Genomic DNA, 19,403 nt, shown 5'->3' on the forward strand with positions numbered 1-19,403 from the left:
TCAAACAGGCGAACTACACCTCATCTGACGAGACAACCTTCACAAGACTCTTCGTCGAGGACGAGCTCGCGGAGACAGAGCAACAATTAGAAAAAGCGCAACAATCGGTCGAAGCGCAGCGGCAAAAAATCAAGCGACTCGACCGTGACAAAGAGGAGCTCGAAGGAGAACTCCCCTACCTCTCGCTCGACGAACAGGTCGAACAGGAGAACGAAATCTTCGACCTTAGTCGGAAACGTGACGAGCTCACACTCGAACTCGAGAAGCTCGAACAGTCGGTCGAAGCGCTCGAAGAAAAGCACGAAAAATTGCGCGTCCGGCTCCGGGAACTGTCGATTTAAGTGGCACATTTTGTGCCAAATTGCTGGTTTTACTGGCACATTTCGTGCCGTTTTCGGACTTTTGGTGATATCACGGAAACCCCAGGCTCTGCCTGGGCTATCACGATAAGTGATAGCAGTTTCCCCTTATGCTCTTTGAACGAACTTTTAGAACCTCGGCAATATACACCCTCTAGAAAGGTGGTCAGGCAGATGGACCTGTTACTCCGCGACATCGACCCCGTCATCGTGAAACAGATCGATGAATGGGCGAAGGAACACAACCGCTCCCGGCAACAATATTTGAAAGAACTGCTCGCCTCCTGGTGCGCGAACGGCATCCAATCGACGCAGGTCGAGCGCCTCGAACGACAACTCGAGGCGAACACGCTTCACCTGAAACGGAGCGCGGACGAGCTCGCCGAAGTGACCCGCTTGTTGAATGAGGTGATGCAGGATGCGTGAGACGCCAGGCGTCGTCATCAAGTCGAAGTTCAAGGTACCGGGCACGAAAAAGAAGTCGCGTCGCTACACGACTTACCTCGACTATATCAACCGCCCGGACGCGAAGGACAGCCGCGAACAGTTCGAGACATACCATGATTATATGGAAGACGAGACGAAATCAAGCGGTCTGTTCACACGTGAGGACGACCGGTTGGACGACCAAAAGCGTCGCGCCGTCCGCGACATCTTCAAGAACGCGCAAGAGAACGGGAGCATCCTTTGGCAGGACGTCATCTCGTTCGATAATGCCTGGCTACGCAAGACCGGCGTGCTACACGACGACCTCGTCGACGAGAAACGGTTGATCCAGGCGACACGGAACGCAATCGATTCAATGCTTCAAAAAGAGAAGATGGTCCACGCCTACTGGACCGGTGCCGTGCATTACAACACCGACAATATCCACGTGCATGTCGCCATCGTCGAGACAAGCCACATACGCGAGCGAGGCAAACGAAAACCAAAATCAATCGAGCTGATGAAGTCGAAAGTCATCCATTCCCTCGCCGACCGGACGAAAGAACAGGAGAAACTGAACGCCTTCATCCGCGACGAGTTAGTCGCCCATAAACGGAACCGGAAGATTCCAACGCTACCGAACCTTGTCCTGCATCCCGACCTTGTCCGGCAATTCAAGGAGATCTATGACCGGTTGCCGGAAGACAAACGACAGTGGCGCTACAACATGAACGGGATGGAACCGCTCCGAAAATCACTCGACCGTCTGACCGACCGCTATATCGACATTCACTTCAAATCAGAGTTTCAAGCCTTCAATGAACGCCTCGAACAGGAAGTGTCGTTCCATCGTCGCAGCTACGGCGACACGGAGAAGGCCGAGCGCTACCGGACGACGAAGCGACAGGACCTCTACACCCGGATGGGAAACGCCATCCTTTCAGAGATGCGAGACTTGTCAAAAGAACAAAAGACACTTGAAAAAAATGAAGCCCCTAAACATCCGGTCCGACGCGCATTCAATCAACAAAAGATCTTCAACGAATCACTCTACCGGATCGAGCGGCACATGAACGACGAGTACGAACACTTGAAGAACCAACGCGCTTTCGAACAGCTGGAACGGGACATCGAATATGGAAAGTGAGGGAGGACGATGGAAGAGTTGAGACAGATCCGTCTCCGGTTGAAGCCGGAGACGGTCACATATTTGGAGGAGTTCGCCGATGACAAACGCTTCGGCCACCTCGGTCAGGTCATCGACCATATCGCAGAGGAGCATAGAAAACTTGCAGATGAAAAGTGGGACATGCAGTTCCTTACCCGCTCGATCAGCGCACAGGTCTCTCATCATATCGAGGAGTTGATGAACGAGCAGGTGTCGATGGAACTCGAGCGGATCCGCCTCGCCGCGAACCGTTCCGACCGCCACGGGCAGATCCTAACAGAGCTCCTGCAGGCGCTGATGCAGACCGAGAGCATCGAGGACATTATGACGACTGACCAATTCAAGCCGACGTTCCTCGCGACGGCGGAACGTGTCGTCCAGGGACGCATCGAGCATCAAAAACAGAAGAAGGACACATTAACTTTTGAGAGAGGATGAACCTTATGCGACCACTTGACCGTCCCTTCACGATGGGACAACTGTTGACGCTTCAACTTGATACCGTCACGGTCCTCATCTATGGAAAACGGTACGACATCCCATTGTCCGTTTCCGAGCATCAACTTTTGACCGCCATCGCGCAAGACGAGATTATCTTGCTTCCCGTCAATTTTGAGCGGACACGGCTGTTACTCGACATCCCGGAAACGTCGCCACAACTTGAACGTGAACTGAACGATTTTGCGGATAGTGATGAATCTGTCACCGACTTGTTGAAGGAAGGAGTCTGACAAGATGGCCAAGATGAAGACGAACGAAGAACGGAAGGCCGAACTCGAGGCCTTGACCGAACAGATGGGACAACAAATCGACAGCTATTTTGAAAGCCCAGAGAAGATCCGTGAGCATCTACAGTTCCTCGGCAAGTTCCATCAATACTCGATGAGAAACGCGGTCTTGATTGAGTCCCAATTCCCCGGCGCGGTCGCGGTCGGCTCTTATCCGTTCTGGGAGAAGCAAGGCGCACAGGTGCAAAAAGGCGAGCGTGGCATCAAGGTGTTCGTCCCGAACCCCGTGACGTATGCCCTGCACAAAGACGAATGGATACCGCTCAGCAAGGCACCGAAGCCAATCAAAGACGGCGTGAAGCAAGGACGTATCCCGTCACGTAAGATGATGTACTTCAAAATTGGTCACGTGTTCGAATACACGCAGACAGATGCGCGTGAGAAAGGAATCGAGGTCTCCGACATCTTCAAACGGTATCACCGGGACGGCGGGATCGAGAACGAACAAGACATCCGTGACGCCTTGACGACGCTCGCGTATGCCCGGAATGTGACGCTGTTGGAGGAACCGCTCGACGAAATCGGGACTGCGAAAGGCTGTTACTATCCGGAGTTGCATGCGATCGCCTTGAACCCGCGGAACTCATCGATCGAGGACATCAGCGTCCTGATCCACGAGCTCGCCCATGCGGAGCTGCACAACCAGGACCGGAACCTCGAACAAGATCAACCACTCACGGCACCCGAGAAGGAGTTCCAAGCCGAGATGGTCGCCTATGTCGTCTCGCATCAGCTCGGTTTCCCGACGGACGACTTCTCGCTCTCTTATCTGGCCGGTTGGACGAAAAACAAAGAGCTAATCGACAAGGAACAATTGTTGCAGGAGGTCCATCAGACATCCTCAACCTTTCTTAATCATATCGAGTTACACTTAGAAAAGGTGCGCACGTTGGAGCCAGAAAAGGAACAGACCCCACTCGAATATATCGAGCAGCTAGATCGGCGTATGGGATGGAAAGACACCGACCTGACACTCTACGAACGGGTTCACGCCGTACAGCGTGTGTTTCCTGAAGAAGTGGAATCCTATCTAAACGCAAAAGCGGCTCTCGAGACGAACCTAAAGGTGAATTGCGTCGATGAGCCGCTCATGTATATCCATGGTAAGGGATTCGGATTCCAGCCATTCGGTTTGGCTAACAATCATGACTTCACTGACGACGCACTTGTCGTTTACACGATTGCATTACCAGATCAGCCATTGATTAGCGGTCACTTTGATCCCGAAAGAACCGTGCATCCATTACATGATTTAGAAAAGAACAATAAGGTTGAAGAGCCACTTCTCAAAAATCTTGAATCTAGTTGGCATAATGTGTTGCTTGAAGAAGAAAAAAATCTTTTATCAAGAACCGCACTGTTAAATATAGAACGACTAATCTAGTTTTTATTGGCATAGGACTATTCAAAGTCCTATGCTAATTACTTATCAGCTTTATAATTTGTTAAAATTAGATTAATCAACTTCATCATTGAATATAAATAACACTTTTTTACATAATAATGAATCGAGGAACTGTAATGAATTTAATGAATCAATTGAGTGAAGACGAATTAAAAGCTTTTCGAAATGATGTTGAACCCTTAGTTTTTAAAATTAAATCCTCATCACAGTTGATTTTTGGATTGGAGGGAGGTGACTACAACAAGGGTATATCCCTATTTTCAAAGAAAACTCCTCTTCAATTCCTAAAATTTTTATTTGGAGCTGGAGAGCCTACTCAATCTCAAAGTGAGAAACGAGAAAAACATATAAATGAATTCGAAGAGCACCATTTTGATGTATATACAGAAATGGCTGTGTCTACAGTTGAAAATTCATCTGTTTACGAAAGACTATCTTCGATAGTGGATGCATATATGGAGGAAGATTTAAGTACAATGGTTTGGAGCAAACTTGAGGAAAAGAGTAAAAAATTTATTATTACTGCTGAAGTGTTGAGTGATTTTTTACATATGTTTGATGATCAGCTAGATTACGCTTCTCCAACACTGAGTTATTGTAAAGCTGTTGAAAATGAATTAAATGAGAAGTTCACAGAGCCATTCAAAAGATACTATAAGTCTCAAAACAAGCGTCTCAAAAAAGAGGACTATGCATCAAAATTGGCTGTTATATTATCACGTCCAAATAGTAATCTCACTTTAGGAGAACATACATATATTTTAAGAAGAATAATAGATAATTCATCAAGATTGGAAATTGAATCAGATTATAAATCATTCCTAAATATTTTAGACGTTACAGATTTTAAAGAATTGAATAACAAAATAGAAGCTATCACCAAGCTGTATAGAAATCCTTCTGGTCATACAGGATTAATAAAACAGAGTCAGTGTATAGAATGTAGAAAATTAGTAGTCACACAAAATGGGATACTGAAGCAACTCATTACTGAAAGTATCAATAGTGCTAATAATTCTTACTGAATTCATCATCAAAAATAGTAGTTAATAGGAGTGAACACTTATTTTAAATAAAGTAAAAAATCATGAAGCGTTATTCATATTCGCACTTACTGCGTTAGGTTATTTATGCACGTACCTATTTCAATGGGGAAAATTCCACTACTATTCTATCCCTAAATCTTTTATTGAAATTAACTCAAACACTCTTACAGGATCTTTAGTGTTCATTATGATTCTTATAATATTATCTACCATATACCTAGGTTTCATTAAAAAGAATCAAAAGCTAAAAAACATAAAAAACTCCCTATATGACAAGGTAAAAGTTTATGATCACTTCGTGCAATTAATCCTAATTCTAGCTACCGTCATTTTTTCATTTTTAGGAATGCAATCGGGTTATAATCCACATTATTTTCTATTGGCAATCATTTCACTGATGATATATTTATTATTGAAAAAATATGAGTCTTTGTTGGCAATATGCTTTGTCGCTTTCATTTTATTCACTGTTTTTGATATCGGATATTCTATCGCAGAAAGCGAATCAACTTATATCGTGATGAAAGATAACTCTACCAATCAATCTTACGTGGTTTTGAATGTTCAAGGTGCAAGAGCGATTGTCGCCAAAGTAGATTTAAAGAGAAGCACAGTTTACCCTGAATATCAGCTAATAAAATTTGAGACTGACAAATTAAATGAACATACCCTGTTACTTAAAGAAATTAAGAATCTAGAAGTCAAAAAATAATGTCAAGGAACACCATTCGGCCGAATGATGTTCCTCGCATGGCGTTAGGCGCGCCCAGGATCTTACTTTTGACGTTATCCTTACGCTCCGTGCCTCCCGTCAGAAAGGGCCAGGAACATAGAGATGCGGCTTGTAAGCCAGCAGCTCTTGTTATCGGGCCGTCAGGGGGGCAGCGGTGCGATGAGCGACTTCGCCAAGAGGCGCTAGACGCTCACGCATGAGCCCCAATCACCATTCCTTCTCCCATGCCCCGTCCTCAGAGACTCCCCAATCCTCGAACCGATACTTGATGAGCCAATGGACATGCATCACCTCATACTCGAATATATCTTTCGATAGCTCTGAGACGACGAAACTGACGTCCCCATCCGCCACCACCCATGTCCCATATAGATATACGCACTTGATTGGACGCTCTTCAGAATCCAGATAGATCACCACGCGGAAGTAAGGCGAGTTCCGTCCTTCATCGAACCGGACGACCTTCTCGACGCAATATTCCCTATCGACGACACGCATCCACTCGGGACGAGTCATCAATTCAGAGAACACGGTCCGGACGAACGGATTCAATCCATCGAACGTATAGTCATCGAGTAGCCGCTCGTCCATCACGCCTCATCCCTTTCAGTTTTTATAGACCGATTCCAGATACTTATGTGATTCACGCCTCGGCCAAAGACTAACTAGATAAAAACGTATATATGTATACAAATCCACAAGTATACGTGTATACGTTTCGGAACAATCAGTTATGTACTTGAATCATATTCGTATTGAAGAAAACCGTCATCTGTTTCAATCGTTCTCCTTCTTTCACCTCACAAAGGATATCCATGCTCACCAGCTCGAATGCCTCAGGATCAATGTCCATCCGTTCAGGAAGTCTTTTAAGCAATACCTCTTTCATCTCTTCAATCGTTTGTTGGTCCAATGTGTGATTCACTTGAATCATCCTCTCCTGTTGATAGCTCAACGATACCTTGAATCGGACCACTCGACATCTCGGCTTGTTTCATATAAGCCCTGGGCTTGTTTGAAACAAGCCCAGGGCTTACGTAGGAATAACGACCATTTTCACCAAACAAGCACCCATTTTTTCATCAATTCATCACAAATACACATTCATGAAAAGACAAAGCAACGTGATTTCTTTATGTCTTTGACTTCTCACCAAACCATTTGTTTTCGTCATGCGAAAACATTCCTTACAACCTGTCAATTTTGAATATCATTTCGTTTAAGTTCATTTTTTATCAATTCAACGGAAATTGTTAATGCTTTAATTCGCCGTTTGGCGAGTGTTAGTTGAGATTTGTATCGTTCAGGAGAATCTTTCGATTCCAAAGTCTTTACGGTCTCGTTTAATTTATGAATAATCGAATCAATTTGCCGTTTAGCCTCTCTCAATTCCACCAATGTAAAATTCATAAATCCTCCTCCTTATTATTTTTTGTTTATGATGAATTACAAAATTAAGTGCAACAACCAAAAGTGAACACAAAAAAGCCCACAGCGGCATCCTCGTGTAGAATGAAGTCACCACAACACACATTCAGACGGAGGAAATCTCATGAGCTACATCCATCTTACCACAACGGAACGCGTGAAAATAGAGACCTATCTGGAGCTCGGGATGTCCAGCCGGTCCATTGCGAGACGGATCGGGCGACATTCCTCGACCGTCTCGCGGGAGATCAGACGGAACCCCGGCTACGAATCGGGACATGCCCAGAGACGCTACGAGAAGGCGAAGACCAACTGCGCGCCAAGCTCGATGACACGATGCGCCGGACAATCGTCGGGAAGTTGCGTGCGACCTGGTCTCCGGAACAGATCGTCGGTCGCCTCTGCGCAGGAAAGATTACCTTCTCCACCATCTACCGCTGCATTCATTCGGGACGGATCGATGTGCCCATGACCGTGCTCCGCTAGAAGGGGGAACGTCAAAAGCCGACCGAGACGCGTGGGCGCATCAACGTCCGCCTCCCCTGTTTTCGCCATGCGAAAATATTCCTTTTCCCGGATCCGAATTCTGGATCCAGGCGAGAGCAACGCGAGTCGCCAATCTCATAAAAGAAAAACGTATGTTTTTCCTCCTTGCCCTTACCGGACGGACCAGGACCGGTCCCCCGGCCCCGCCCCATTCCGTTCAACCCATGTAGCCTCGCTGTTTCATGCTGACATATGACTCGTCCGCACCGAGGATGAGATGGTCGAGCACCGGGATGCCGATGAGGTCGCCCGCCTCATGTAAGCGTTCAGAGACGAGGATGTCCTCCCGGCTCGGGGTCGGGTCCCCGCTCGGATGTTGGTGACAGGCGATGATGCACGAAGCATTGTTCAAGATGGCGCATTTGAAGATTTCCCGCGGGTGGACGACACTCGAATTGACGCTCCCAACGTGCGCCCGATGGACGCCGATGACCCGATTCTTCGTGTTGAGCATGATGACGAGGAACACTTCACGGTCATCGTCCCCGATGAACGATGCCCCGATTTGCCGAGCATTGTCAGGTGATTGGATGACGGCGTGCTCGAGGGCGACCATTTCCTCTCGAACCTCTTGCTTGATACGGATGACCTCGATGATTGACGATAGTTCCATGATGGTTTGTCCCCTTTCGGATAAGCTGACCTCAGAACGAACACCGTTGTGCGTCCTGTTGACGGGAACGAAGCGAGCGTCGGGAGACGGTGCAAGGGCGACCGCAGGGAGAGCCTCAAAAAAATGCGTAGAGCAAACGGAGGGACAGGCTTCCGTAGCCAACGAGCGAAAAGCCTTGCTTTGAGCCTGAAGCGAAGGAAGACGGGCCGGAGGGCGCGTCATTTTTTTGACGTCCCTTGCACCGACGACCAGCGAGCTAGAGTACGGAAACAGGACGCACGGAACACAAATCTTTTAAAAGGCTGTTCAAAGGAGATAAACCGGGTATAAAATAAGAACAAACGTTCGTTTATATGGGAGGGGAATTATGATGACGATGTATCGTGATCGAGGTGAACTGAAATGGATCCCATTTTTGATGCCAGAGCATCGTGCGCTGCTCACGAAATACTATAAAGAAATTCAAAAAATTGAGATGCCCGAAATCGATGAACAAGTGCTCTCGATATATGAAAATGTGTTGAACGATGCAATCTTTAGTGGGGATATGGTTGAGGTGAAGTATGTGGAGAAACAGGAGATGAAGCGGTTTAAGGGATTTGTACACCGGACGAACTATATGGAGCGGACCGTCGAGCTAGCCAACGAGCGAGACGGGATTATCCATGTTCCATTCGAGACAATCGTTCATGTAGAGCGGTCAATTGACTAACGCCCTAACGGTTGTTCGAAGTCTGCGTCACGAAACTTCGTGTCGTTCCTCGACTTTTCAGTTTTTCAAGGATAAGAATGAGCGTTGACACTAAAACACCATGTCAAAGTCTCCCCCTTACTGATTGTTTAAAGACAGGAATCGGGGGTTATTGCAAAGTTTTCACCTGATTTTTTAGATTTTGCTGGCGTCAGAAGACATTTTTAGCCTTAAACCTCGATATTGAGGCGGTAAACCACGAGTTCAAGATATAATTCGTCACGATGGACGAACTATATGGAGCGGACTTTTGAACTGACCAATCAGTAAGATGGGGTTATCTATCTCGCATTTGAAGTGATTGTTTAAGTGAAAAGTTATTCTTATTGATTTCAAAAATCATTTTTGCGATTTCAAGTCTAATAAAACGAGAACCTGACCATAATGGGCGGGTTCTCGTACAAATCCTTGCATTCTTTTTTAGACCTCGAACATGTCGTATAGAAGGGACATCTCGACATCACCTTGTGTCGCCACAAGATTGATCCATTGACGAAGTCTTTCATCCCCTTCGTGTATGTACGCTTCTTCCCAATGCTCTCTCAACTCTTCCGGGTCGGCTTGGAGAATCAATTGTCTTACAAATTCTTTCTTACTGTTCAAGACATACATTACTTTAGGTCTGCCTTGGTACTCTCTTCCATTAACTGTGAAGTCTTTTCTTCCTCCACCAGAGTACTTGTCTCTAAGCGCATGGTTAATGACTCCGTGATTCGTGACTAACCAAAACACCATGCGTGTGTACTTAGTCCGGCTATCGCCAGCGATGAGTTCAGGGAACAGAGCAAATCCCATGGCCGTGAAATAATCTTCATCATCACTTTCTAAAGCATTCCACATCGTCAAGACCGGGGGCGCCGCAACCTCATCATTACCCATCCACCAAAGCGTCTGCCCTTCAGATAACAGTGGACGATAATAAGATTTCAGTATCTCCACCGGTTCTGGATGATTCCTGAAATCATCGTAGGAGATCTCCATTCTTTCAAATATGGTATCCCCCTCCTCTAAAGTCATGTCGATATCGTAGCGAGGAGAATGCGTGACACCAATATCGCTCAAGCAATGTTCATATGGTCTAACGTTAAATTCCACGTCGCCAGGTCCCATTTTCCCGAAGAACATCGCAATATGATCGACGCCCTGGATACGTGTGGACTCCATGATACTGCTCCCTAGACTTCTCCACCCGGATCTAGAAGTTTTCACTTCAACCCCGAAACTATCTCCTATGAGAATATCAGGAAAACTTCGAGTCGATTGAACCAAGCGAACCGTTCCTTCAAAAATTGTACCTACCGCTAATTCCGCAAGCTCTTCACAAACAAGTCCCTCCATCCTTCTACCTTCGTTAGAACGGTAGAAGGATGGATCCACTTGCGCTTTCTCATTCATGATTTCACAAGCGCCCGTCACTAATTGACCAAATTGTTCATACTGTAATTCCATCGCCAACTCATTCGTCAAAATTCTCCATCTCCGTTTCGAAATAGAGACTCCAATTATCCTCGAGCCTCTTCGCAATATGATATGCGAGTAAAGGAGGTACCGCGTTCCCTATGATCTTATATGCGCTAGAAGCAGACAATCCTGGGTCTTCTCCTTTTTTGGACCAAACAAATTCGTAATCATCAGGGAATGTCTGAATACGAGCGCACTCACGAACGGTCAACCTTCTTTCCTCAAGACCTTGTTCTAGCTCATCCAGACGTTTTCCTCCTTTTTCCAAGCCAAGTCGACGGAATTCAATGTTCCCGTGATGTTCAGATCTAATGGTCGGCCCGATTCCATCTAGATTAACCTCAGTCTGACCTTGACAATGTTTTCCCATGTATTTGGCTTTAGAATATTTTTGTTGAGACAAGTCAGAACTTTTCTCAGGTTCAACCAAACCTTCTAAAGCGCTTCTGACCGAAACATGTGGAAGAAGGTTTTCTGTCGGAACTTTAGTCGGCAAACAATGAGTCTTGAACGGATATGGGTCATACTTTTCGGAAATATTTTCATTCTGTAGCTCTTCAATTGCCTCTTTCTTCAAAGCACCTTTCTCGAAACCATAAAAAATCACACGCTCTCTAGATTGTGGAACCCCAAATTCGGCGGCGTGTAGCACCTTGGCCGGAACGACGATATAACCATCCCCAATGTTAGAAAAATCATTCTCGATTATTTTTTTAACGTCGCCAAGATTGACCAGACCCTTAACGTTCTCAGCCACAAAAACCTTAGGCTTAACAATTTCCACAACTTCGCGCATCCACATGTATAGTTGGCCACGATTCTCTACGTTCGGCTTATCGATGTCAGCCTCATCAATCTCGACCGATTTCCCATCATGTGATTTGTCAGATTCAAACCCTTTACGTTTTCCCGCCACAGAAAAATCCTGACAAGGGAAGCCACCGGTCACGACCTCAATGTCCTCCGGAAATGGATTGATTTTTGTTTCGCGGTAAGCCTTCACGACGTCGACGATACTTTCGAGGTGATAAACTTCTGACTCGATACCTTTGTTACCAAAATAACGGGTCCACGCTCGTTGAGCATCAGGTCTGATATCGTTGGCGAAAACCGTTTTGAATCGGGTTTCTGGTAGTTCGACCCACTTTTCGTTTACTTTTTTTATATTCCAATGCTTGTTAACATTTAAGTTGATTGATTCTTTTAAAACTTCGAATCCGCCCTCAAACCCTAAATCCATTCCACCACAACCAGAAAATAGAGATAATACATTTCTATTTTTCGTTGTGACTGTTGAGTTAGATTCTTTTTGTACTTCCGAGACAGTTTTAACCGTCATAGTAAACACCTCATTTCTTTACAAGCTATATTCTAACTAAAATATCAGTGATGTGGGTAATGAATTGATTATTATTTCCTGGAGCTCATACACGTTGGACTAATGATTGAAACTCTTAATCACAAAGATCATCCACGTCTAATAGTTCCTGACGATTTTCATCTCGGTTACGTTTTTTATTTAATTGGTCGTAAGTTGTCACAATATCATTTATTACCCGCTCAAAGTCTGATGCTATTTCATGCTCCCAAAATCGAAGTATGGTCCAGCCTTGGCAAACATAGTGCTCTGTTTGTTCCGCGTCACGTTCTTGATTTCTTTTAATTTTTTCGTTCCAAAACTCCTGATTAGACTTAGGCTCCCTATAATGAAGCGGGCATCCATGCCAAAAACAAGAATCCAAAAAGATAACCAATTTCTGATTCGGAAACGCTATGTCAGGTGTACCTAGCAGCTTTTTGTAGTTTTTTCTGTACCGTAATCCTCTATGCCAAAGTGCTTTCCTAACTTTCAGTTCCATTTTAGTATCTTTACCTCGCACTTTTTGGATACCTTTATTGGTAGCCGACATTCTACTCGCCTCCTAAGCCTATAACCTCATAGCATTCGATGTCCTCTAATATTCCCTTAATTTGAATAGTGAGTCATTCGTGTAGTTCATGCTTTCTTGCTCAAAGAATTGTGGCGATGCCAGTGATAAGTAAAAAAACATCCCCGGTGACCGACGCTGATCACGGGGGACTAGAAATGCTATCTTTATAGATTAAGATTAATAGCGGTAATGAACGACGAACTCGGGATCGATTTGGTAATAGAACGATACCAGATGACGATTCGTGTTGGTGATGGGAGCTACGACCTCAGTGATTTCCAGTCCGTTTTCGTCCACACCTTTAGTGATAGCCGTGTCGATTTGAGCTCCTATCGGAGTAAGAACGTTCACTTGAACCTTTCCTCCGTTCGATGCCACTTGAAGTCCGTCAAACGGAACTCGGATTGAAAAGGCATACTCGTTAGTATTACCAATCGGATAAATCTTGTAGTCGTAGGACAGTAAGTAGGCGTTTGTGGCTCCCGCCACAGGTGTTAAGGATGATTTCTTCAAAATCGCACGAAGCATCAAACGAGCGGCGTCCTCCATAACTCCAGGTAAGTTTTCGGCTTCGGCCTGATCCCGAATATCTTCGGTTCCTTCTAAAATCGTAGATGCTTTTTTAGGGTTCATCTCAACGTTAGAGATTTTAAAGAATTCAAGCACCTCTGGTGGTACGGCGTTACCATTGGGAACATACCAGGTTTCTTCTGCCGGGATTGGTTCATCGGTAACCAACAAAGTTTCGACACGTACTGTGTCGAAAGCGTTATTATTATATCGTGAGGTCCCGGTAATAATGACACTCACATCTTGCAAGCGAATATTCAGCGCAATCACGTCCTTATTTATTGTAGTATGATTGCTGGACATATGTTATTATTGTTACCAGTGAACACATATTCCAGCGTTATCGAAGCACGATTGCCGTCGTGCTTTTTTTGCGTCGTCTGTAATAACATTTCTTAACTTTACGATAACACCTGTTATTTATTTTGTCAATCCAAGTTCACATATGTTATTTTTTACATAACGAAAATTAAATAGAGTAGGTGTTATTTATATGTCTATAGATAAAAGGATTATTAATAGAAGAAAAGAACTTAATCTGAACCAAGCAGCTTTAGCGAAAAAGGCCGGCCTAACGGCTCCCTCCATCAGCCAATACGAATCAGGAAATAGAAATCCGTCTTATGAAGCGTTAGTGAAGCTCTCCGCGGCGTTAAACGTTTCCGTGGATTACCTGGTATCGGGTCATGAAAGCGAGGAAGACATCAGTGCCCCTGAGTCACGCCTCATCTCAAAAATCATCCAGTCTTTGGATGGAACAAAAAAACATGATATTATGAATTTCTTACGCTTGCTGACAGGACAAAATACAATGATCAGCCTTAATTCAACCAACCCTAAAAAATATGCGGACCATCTCTTTCAAAACATCTTGAAGGAAGCTTTTCCAATCCGTATCGAAGAAGTCGCATCATTATTGAACATTCAAATTTTCGACGCTTCTTTGGGAGATGGAACCGAGGCTATGTTATCGAAGCGAAGTGGAACTATCATCATCGATAAAAGTATCGGAAACCAGGCACGACAAAAACTCACTCTCGCCACACTTGTCGGTCATTTCATTTTACCTTGGCACACTAAAGAAACTTACTATCACAGAAGACACGGCGCCTCCACGACGACTTCCGAGGATATCGAGTCTCAAGAAGCGATGATGTTCGCAAAATCATTACTCACACCGTCAAAAATGCTAGAAGAAGATTTCTCTAGGTTACCTTCAGGTGAAATCAATATTGAATATTTAGAAGATCTCGCAATCAATAAATATGATGTTTCAGTGACGATGTTTTGCAACAGATTAGTGGAATTTGATAAAGCAAGATTCAACGTGATCACTTCTAAAAACGGAGTAATCGAAAACGTTCACAGCAGCAACGTGTCTTTTTTGAAAAATGACCCTTTGCCGTCCCAGAGCCTTGCATTCGAATTAAACAATGAAGGCGGAAACGAAAAAAGAATTCGCAGTAAAAAAATATCATCCCACATATGGATCAAAGACTCTTCAGAGTCTGAATATGTGTTTGAGAGTTCAGCCTACAACCCCAAATATGGAGTTCTGACATTTCTGTCAAAACTGTAATCACTGTCATTACGCGCTTGTTAACAAACATTAGAATGTTCAGTTTTTTGATCTCTCCTAAATTAAAAGAGATTTTTCTCTGAATGAGAAAGATCTCTTTTAATTTCTCTCCGCTTACTAAATATCGAAATAAGACTTTGGGAGATTCCAAAATGGGACATTCATTGAACTCGTGGTAGTCGCCCTTGCTCCTTTAGAAGTGTTACAAGATTCACACAGTAACTGAAAATTAGAGGAGTCGTTGCTTCCAAAAACATCTAAAGGGACGATATGGTCGATGTGAACAGTATTTTGTGACCTCATTAAATTAGAAAGGTCACAACGACAAATTGTACAAGTTCCCTTATCTCGATAGAATACAGCGTTAGTCAACCATTTAGGAAAGCGATATCGTTTAATCCGCCCTTTAGCAGTTACAAAGTCAGGATGTTTTTTTTGAATATCGCTAATATTTGATTTAATGAATTTGGAAAGTTTCAAATGAAAATCGCGGAGGAAATTTTTGTCTAAAAAAATCACCTGAAACGCAGAATGAATAATTCTTTTGTCAATTTCAGCGGCATTTCGATGTACATACGCCTCCCATTTGTCGAATTTTTCGCTACAATCGCATTCCTCGTGCCATTCGTCCTCACAACTATGAAAGTCTGGTGTAGGCAAACCGGGATGTAAGTTTACCTCCTTTAACGTGCGAACGATGAAGTCAAAACTATTCTCTAATGTTTGACCGGCACCTCGTAATTGATAAATCTCCTCTGAAACATCTTGAAAGTGACTTAAATAAACATGTACTGCTGAAATTTTATCGGGTTTGACTATCGTATCAATAATTTCATCTTCAAACCCTTCAAAGACAGTTTCCGAACAGTCATAAAAATGGATAAGAGCGAAGCCAGCTAAACTGATACCCGAGCTTAAGGCCAGATGCTCATCTATTAGCTTTCCCAAAACAATCATCACCTTTCGATACGTTTAACTAATCAATAAAAAAGATATCATAAAGCGTTTAAATAGTTGAAATTTTATAAAAATCGTACGCAAAAGGAACGTTAAAAAGACATGTTCGCTAATTGATTCACATTAAAATGCAAAGGGCCGTAAATAGCCCTTTGCATTTTACCCCCATTGTCTTTTAACTCATCTTTTTATCAATGTTCGCTTTCTGTTATAATTAATGGGTAAACAAACAAATAAACGGAGGTTATTCATGACGAGAATTGGATATGCTCGAGTATCAACCCTTGACCAGAACTTGGACTCACAGCTAGATCAACTTAAGAAAGCTGGTTGCACTAAAATCTTTCAAGAGAAGGCCTCCAGTGTTAAAAAGAGACCAGAACTTGAAAAGTGCTTAGATTATTTACGAGAGGGTGATACCCTGGTCGTCTGGAAGCTAGATCGGTTGGGGAGAACCACAAAAAAGCTTCTAGAATTGATTGATGATTTGAAGGAGCGGGGAATCAATCTTCAAATCATCACATTAGGTGTAGATACTTCAACTGCTGCAGGCAGACTATTCTTCACCATGATGGCTGGATTAGCAGAGATGGAGCGTGAATTGATTCGTGAACGTACGAACGCAGGGCTTCAGGCTGCTCGGGCTCGTGGAAGACTCGGTGGTAGAAAACCAATTGATGAACAAATTATGGTCAGAGCCATGATGATGTATGAGGCCAAGATGACCGTAGACGACATTACAAAGACTTTAGATATCTCAAGATCAACATTCTATAAATACAAAAACAAACAATAACTCCATATTACTTTCTATTAAGAATATTTATATCAGATCAATTAGTAAACGCATCTTTTGAACTTCCTTCATTTATTCATTAGTGAACGAAGTTTTTTTATCTCATTTTCTAAAAATACAATTATCCCTTCCCTCTCTAACCAATATTCTTCATCGCCAACGTCTTGTCTTTGCAGAACGTTCTCCCATTTTTTAATAACTTTAATAAACATACTAACTTCCCATTCATTCTGCTTATCTGTTACCAATGAAGTAATTGAAATTTCAGTTGCATTCAGATTAGAAATTGCTTTATTATTTGAGCTTATAATTTTATGCTTTATATCATCCAGAACTAAAGGATTTGAATTACGAGAAAACATTTCCGCTGTTTTCAAAAATTCATGGCTTAGAGCAACAAAATATACATCTCTATAATATTCTTTCACTTTTAAAGGGATAACTTCCCCTTGCTTATTCTTTAATTCATTCAACGCAGAAAATACACTTTGATCAGCTTCAATCATATTCCTAATAGATTGAAGAAAAGTTAAGCAACGGTAGTATTCTTGAATTATACGAGAATTAAGCATTCTTAATAAAACTAAAATGCCAATTTGGTAAAGCGTAAAAAAGTCTATAAATGTTTTTAAAAGAGAAGGTTCATTACTACTATAGATAAAAAACCACTCGCTTCTTGTAAGCCATAAAAATAAAAGAAAGAAAAAGATAAGTTCAGAAACATAAAGCAATATATCTGACCCTAGTTTAAACGCATACTGTTGATCTTTAAATCGCTTGGGAACTATAACAATATCAAAATAAATTAGAGAACAAAAAAACAGTAAAACAACAAATGGCCACAAGGTCAAGAAATCAAAAAACGTCAAGAGACACCTCCAAAGTAAGAAAGACTAGGATCCACGCCAGTTATTTCTCATACCGTAGCAGTAAGGAAAGGACCCACCCACCACCGTATCTATAAATGTGTTGGAGTTGAGCCCATTAAATTCGATTGAAACAGGGAAAAGAACTACATTATCTTTCTTAACCAACATTATCGTTGTTTTGGCACATCTCCCTCTTCCTTCTACCTCCTTTGTTATTAGTCCTTCTTCCACCATGACGGCAACAAGACGTTTAAATGTGGCGTATGACAAGCGCTTGGAAGGGTCTACTGATGATGTGACTAAAGAAACAAGCGTCCGTTGCGCACCACAAATACACCCTCCGTTTTTGCGTAAAACTGCAAGGATGTCTTCTTTCCATTCGTCTAGATGACTATATATACGTTCTTCGCGCGGTTTTGCGCCTTCCCAGACTTGATATTTGAACTCGATACCAGACAATGTCTCGATCCAATACGATGAAGGACCGAGTGGAGAGCCTAGCTTGAATGCGCTCTTCACTTTCCGTTTGACCTCGATTTGGCGAAGTGAAGGACTATTCTTTTCATTCCAACTATAAAGTGAAGACAAGGTTTGATTTTCTTCGTATCCTGCAGCCTTGTATGCGAGAGCAAGGGTGTAGCATGTATTGTCACGTTGGCCTTCTTCCACGCCCTCTAATAGCTTGAGGATTGCTGGGTGAGATAATAAATCCGTCGATCCTAAAGCGACATTACCTTTCTTCGACTGATTCTCTTGCTGCTCTGTCAACCAGTCGCAAAGGTCGTCAAAAGAGACACGTTCTCCCGAACGAAAAACTGTGTTCTCTTCTGTCGGTAATCGAAACCAACGTTCAGCGCCTATAGCTTGAAGATCTGCGTTCATCTCCTCAGCCATCATTCGCTGGACGCGTTTATAGTGATCCACTACTTTTGGGAATGCGCGTCTTGGTTCCTTCAAGTACCAATACACATGAAAACCACCCGATGGCGTCTTGACGACGAGAGACGGTGTCGGCAGACCTGCGCTCGTCACCCGGTCCATGACGTCAGGGAAAATCATACCCGCATTCTGCGTCGTCTTGACATCGATATCAATCACCATGGCGTTTAACCAACGCAAAGAGCCCGCATGACGTTGGTCGTTGCGGTAAAAAGTGTTCGGTGTGAAATATGTATACTTTTCCTTCGCTCCAAAGAGTGAGCGGTATGTACGGATGGCACGTGGTTTTGTGAACTCCTGGCAGACAAAGATCCATCCTAGCTCTTTACTGTATCCGGTTTTCTCGACCTGAGAGGCCCGTTTAGGAGCTTCCGTTAATTGGTCTCGATAAAGATTTCTCAATACTTCCATGCTACATCCTCCTCTCTTCTTTTCTATGGCTCATCGTAGATTGTTTCGTATCCATTTCTCTGAAATACGATGAACATTGTCGAGAAGAAAGAACAATGCTAAAATAATTGCATAAGAAAGACGCCTTTATTCGTCACGTTTTTCTTTTGAGCAACGCATGAAAAAGGATCAGTTCATCGTATTATGTTTTTAGAAATCTTGGTTTCTACAAACCGATTCATGATGGCTGGTCTTGGGTAAGGCGTTGTGAAATAAACAATCTGACTTCCAGGTCAGATGATTTGGATCTGATAACGGCCAGGTTATCAGATTTTTTTATGCCGATTTCCCCTACTGGAAAGAACTTCATAACCCTATGTTTTCATAAAAGAAATCGCTTAACAACAGCTTTTTTTCGAGTTTGCTCTCATAAAAAGCAATGTATACATGTAGATTAATATACACATGTACATGTATATTTGTGTATTTGTATATTTGTATGTGTGTAGATTTGTGTATGTGTATATTTGTATATATGTATATAAATTCAGAATTAATGGGTCGCTACAAACGCTGGTTTAAAGCCACATTTTAGATGGATTCATTTCTTGTGTATACATGTATGCTTATAGATTTATATATTTGTAT

At 43.2% G+C, this 19,403-nt stretch carries 23 protein-coding genes; 12 read left to right on the top strand and 11 right to left on the bottom strand.

What is annotated here, in order from left to right; translation table 11 throughout:
* The 8 genes from KNO92_RS13610 to KNO92_RS13645 all read left to right on the top strand — a co-directional run.
* On the top strand, positions 1-341 hold a 341-nt coding region (locus KNO92_RS13610), incomplete at its 5' end, for a hypothetical protein (RefSeq protein ID WP_483297459.1).
* A gap of 192 nt (positions 342-533) precedes the next feature.
* The gene (locus KNO92_RS13615) at positions 534-785 is read left to right on the top strand and encodes a hypothetical protein (protein ID WP_029596487.1); all 252 of its coding nucleotides are present in this window, start codon (positions 534-536) and stop codon (positions 783-785) included.
* Positions 778-1,932 (top strand): MobP2 family relaxase, encoded by a 1,155-nt coding sequence (mobP2, locus tag KNO92_RS13620; RefSeq protein ID WP_214761723.1) that lies wholly within the window; start codon positions 778-780, stop codon positions 1,930-1,932. The genes KNO92_RS13615 and mobP2 overlap by 8 nt, the downstream gene beginning before the upstream one ends.
* Before the next feature lie 9 nt (positions 1,933-1,941).
* The gene (locus tag KNO92_RS13625) at positions 1,942-2,391 is read left to right on the top strand and encodes a hypothetical protein (RefSeq protein ID WP_214761725.1); all 450 of its coding nucleotides are present in this window, start codon (positions 1,942-1,944) and stop codon (positions 2,389-2,391) included.
* 5 nt (positions 2,392-2,396) lie between these two features.
* Positions 2,397-2,684, top strand: coding sequence for a DUF2624 domain-containing protein (locus tag KNO92_RS13630; protein ID WP_214761727.1), 288 nt, complete (start codon positions 2,397-2,399; stop codon positions 2,682-2,684).
* 4 nt (positions 2,685-2,688) lie between these two features.
* A complete protein-coding gene (locus tag KNO92_RS13635) occupies positions 2,689-4,125 on the top strand; it encodes an ImmA/IrrE family metallo-endopeptidase (protein ID WP_214761729.1) in 1,437 nt (478 codons plus the stop codon).
* Between the two features lie 137 nt (positions 4,126-4,262).
* Positions 4,263-5,171, top strand: coding sequence for a hypothetical protein (locus KNO92_RS13640; protein WP_214761731.1), 909 nt, complete (start codon positions 4,263-4,265; stop codon positions 5,169-5,171).
* Positions 5,172-5,604: 433 nt separating this feature from the next.
* The gene (locus tag KNO92_RS13645) at positions 5,605-5,904 is read left to right on the top strand and encodes a hypothetical protein (RefSeq protein ID WP_214761733.1); all 300 of its coding nucleotides are present in this window, start codon (positions 5,605-5,607) and stop codon (positions 5,902-5,904) included.
* Between the two features lie 228 nt (positions 5,905-6,132).
* Here the strand turns inward: KNO92_RS13645 and KNO92_RS13650 are convergent, their stop codons facing one another.
* From KNO92_RS13650 to KNO92_RS13660, 3 genes are all read right to left on the bottom strand, one after another.
* Complete coding sequence (locus tag KNO92_RS13650) at positions 6,133-6,516, bottom strand: hypothetical protein (protein ID WP_214761735.1); 384 nt, start codon at positions 6,514-6,516, stop codon at positions 6,133-6,135.
* 136 nt (positions 6,517-6,652) lie between these two features.
* Positions 6,653-6,850, bottom strand: coding sequence for a hypothetical protein (locus KNO92_RS13655; protein WP_214761737.1), 198 nt, complete (start codon positions 6,848-6,850; stop codon positions 6,653-6,655).
* Between the two features lie 272 nt (positions 6,851-7,122).
* Positions 7,123-7,335 carry a hypothetical protein gene (locus tag KNO92_RS13660; RefSeq protein WP_214761739.1) on the bottom strand — a complete coding sequence of 71 codons (213 nt, stop codon included), beginning with the start codon at positions 7,333-7,335 and terminating at the stop codon, positions 7,123-7,125.
* A gap of 102 nt (positions 7,336-7,437) precedes the next feature.
* On the opposite strand from KNO92_RS13660, the gene KNO92_RS13665 reads away from it, so the two are divergent.
* Positions 7,438-7,839 carry a hypothetical protein gene (locus KNO92_RS13665; protein ID WP_251127128.1) on the top strand — a complete coding sequence of 134 codons (402 nt, stop codon included), beginning with the start codon at positions 7,438-7,440 and terminating at the stop codon, positions 7,837-7,839.
* 217 nt (positions 7,840-8,056) lie between these two features.
* Here the strand turns inward: KNO92_RS13665 and KNO92_RS13670 are convergent, their stop codons facing one another.
* Complete coding sequence (locus KNO92_RS13670; RefSeq protein WP_214761743.1) at positions 8,057-8,512, bottom strand: JAB domain-containing protein; 456 nt, start codon at positions 8,510-8,512, stop codon at positions 8,057-8,059.
* A 370-nt stretch (positions 8,513-8,882) separates the two neighbouring features.
* On the opposite strand from KNO92_RS13670, the gene KNO92_RS13675 reads away from it, so the two are divergent.
* Positions 8,883-9,224, top strand: a complete 342-nt coding sequence (locus KNO92_RS13675; protein ID WP_251127129.1) for a YolD-like family protein — start codon at positions 8,883-8,885, stop codon at positions 9,222-9,224.
* Positions 9,225-9,683: 459 nt separating this feature from the next.
* Here the strand turns inward: KNO92_RS13675 and KNO92_RS13680 are convergent, their stop codons facing one another.
* The 4 genes from KNO92_RS13680 to KNO92_RS13695 all read right to left on the bottom strand — a co-directional run bounded on the left by KNO92_RS13680 (position 9,684) and on the right by KNO92_RS13695 (position 13,495).
* Positions 9,684-10,712 (bottom strand): hypothetical protein, encoded by a 1,029-nt coding sequence (locus KNO92_RS13680; RefSeq protein WP_214761745.1) that lies wholly within the window; start codon positions 10,710-10,712, stop codon positions 9,684-9,686.
* A 7-nt stretch (positions 10,713-10,719) separates the two neighbouring features.
* Positions 10,720-12,063, bottom strand: coding sequence for a DNA cytosine methyltransferase (locus KNO92_RS13685; RefSeq protein WP_214761747.1), 1,344 nt, complete (start codon positions 12,061-12,063; stop codon positions 10,720-10,722).
* 115 nt (positions 12,064-12,178) lie between these two features.
* On the bottom strand, positions 12,179-12,634 hold the full coding sequence (locus KNO92_RS13690) for a very short patch repair endonuclease (RefSeq protein WP_214761749.1): 456 nt from the start codon (positions 12,632-12,634) through the stop codon (positions 12,179-12,181).
* Positions 12,635-12,832: 198 nt separating this feature from the next.
* Positions 12,833-13,495: a hypothetical protein gene (locus KNO92_RS13695; RefSeq protein ID WP_353047406.1), complete on the bottom strand. Its 663-nt coding sequence runs from the start codon at positions 13,493-13,495 to the stop codon at positions 12,833-12,835.
* Positions 13,496-13,718: 223 nt separating this feature from the next.
* Between KNO92_RS13695 and KNO92_RS13700 the strand changes: the two genes are divergently transcribed.
* Positions 13,719-14,804 (top strand): helix-turn-helix domain-containing protein, encoded by a 1,086-nt coding sequence (locus KNO92_RS13700; RefSeq protein ID WP_214761751.1) that lies wholly within the window; start codon positions 13,719-13,721, stop codon positions 14,802-14,804.
* A gap of 117 nt (positions 14,805-14,921) precedes the next feature.
* Here the strand turns inward: KNO92_RS13700 and KNO92_RS13705 are convergent, their stop codons facing one another.
* Entirely contained in the window at positions 14,922-15,752 is an 831-nt protein-coding gene (locus KNO92_RS13705; protein WP_251127130.1) for an HNH endonuclease, read from the bottom strand.
* Between the two features lie 259 nt (positions 15,753-16,011).
* Between KNO92_RS13705 and KNO92_RS13710 the strand changes: the two genes are divergently transcribed.
* A complete protein-coding gene (locus tag KNO92_RS13710) occupies positions 16,012-16,557 on the top strand; it encodes a recombinase family protein (RefSeq protein ID WP_214761755.1) in 546 nt (181 codons plus the stop codon).
* A gap of 68 nt (positions 16,558-16,625) precedes the next feature.
* Here the strand turns inward: KNO92_RS13710 and KNO92_RS13715 are convergent, their stop codons facing one another.
* Positions 16,626-17,426 carry a hypothetical protein gene (locus KNO92_RS13715; RefSeq protein ID WP_214761757.1) on the bottom strand — a complete coding sequence of 267 codons (801 nt, stop codon included), beginning with the start codon at positions 17,424-17,426 and terminating at the stop codon, positions 16,626-16,628.
* Positions 17,427-17,450: 24 nt separating this feature from the next.
* On the bottom strand, positions 17,451-18,776 hold the full coding sequence (locus KNO92_RS13720; protein WP_214761759.1) for a primase C-terminal domain-containing protein: 1,326 nt from the start codon (positions 18,774-18,776) through the stop codon (positions 17,451-17,453).
* Positions 18,777-19,403: the final 627 nt, after the last annotated feature.

Source organism: Exiguobacterium sp. s129 (genome assembly GCF_018617585.1).
In the GTDB taxonomy this organism is placed as follows: domain Bacteria; phylum Bacillota; class Bacilli; order Exiguobacteriales; family Exiguobacteriaceae; genus Exiguobacterium; species Exiguobacterium aestuarii_A.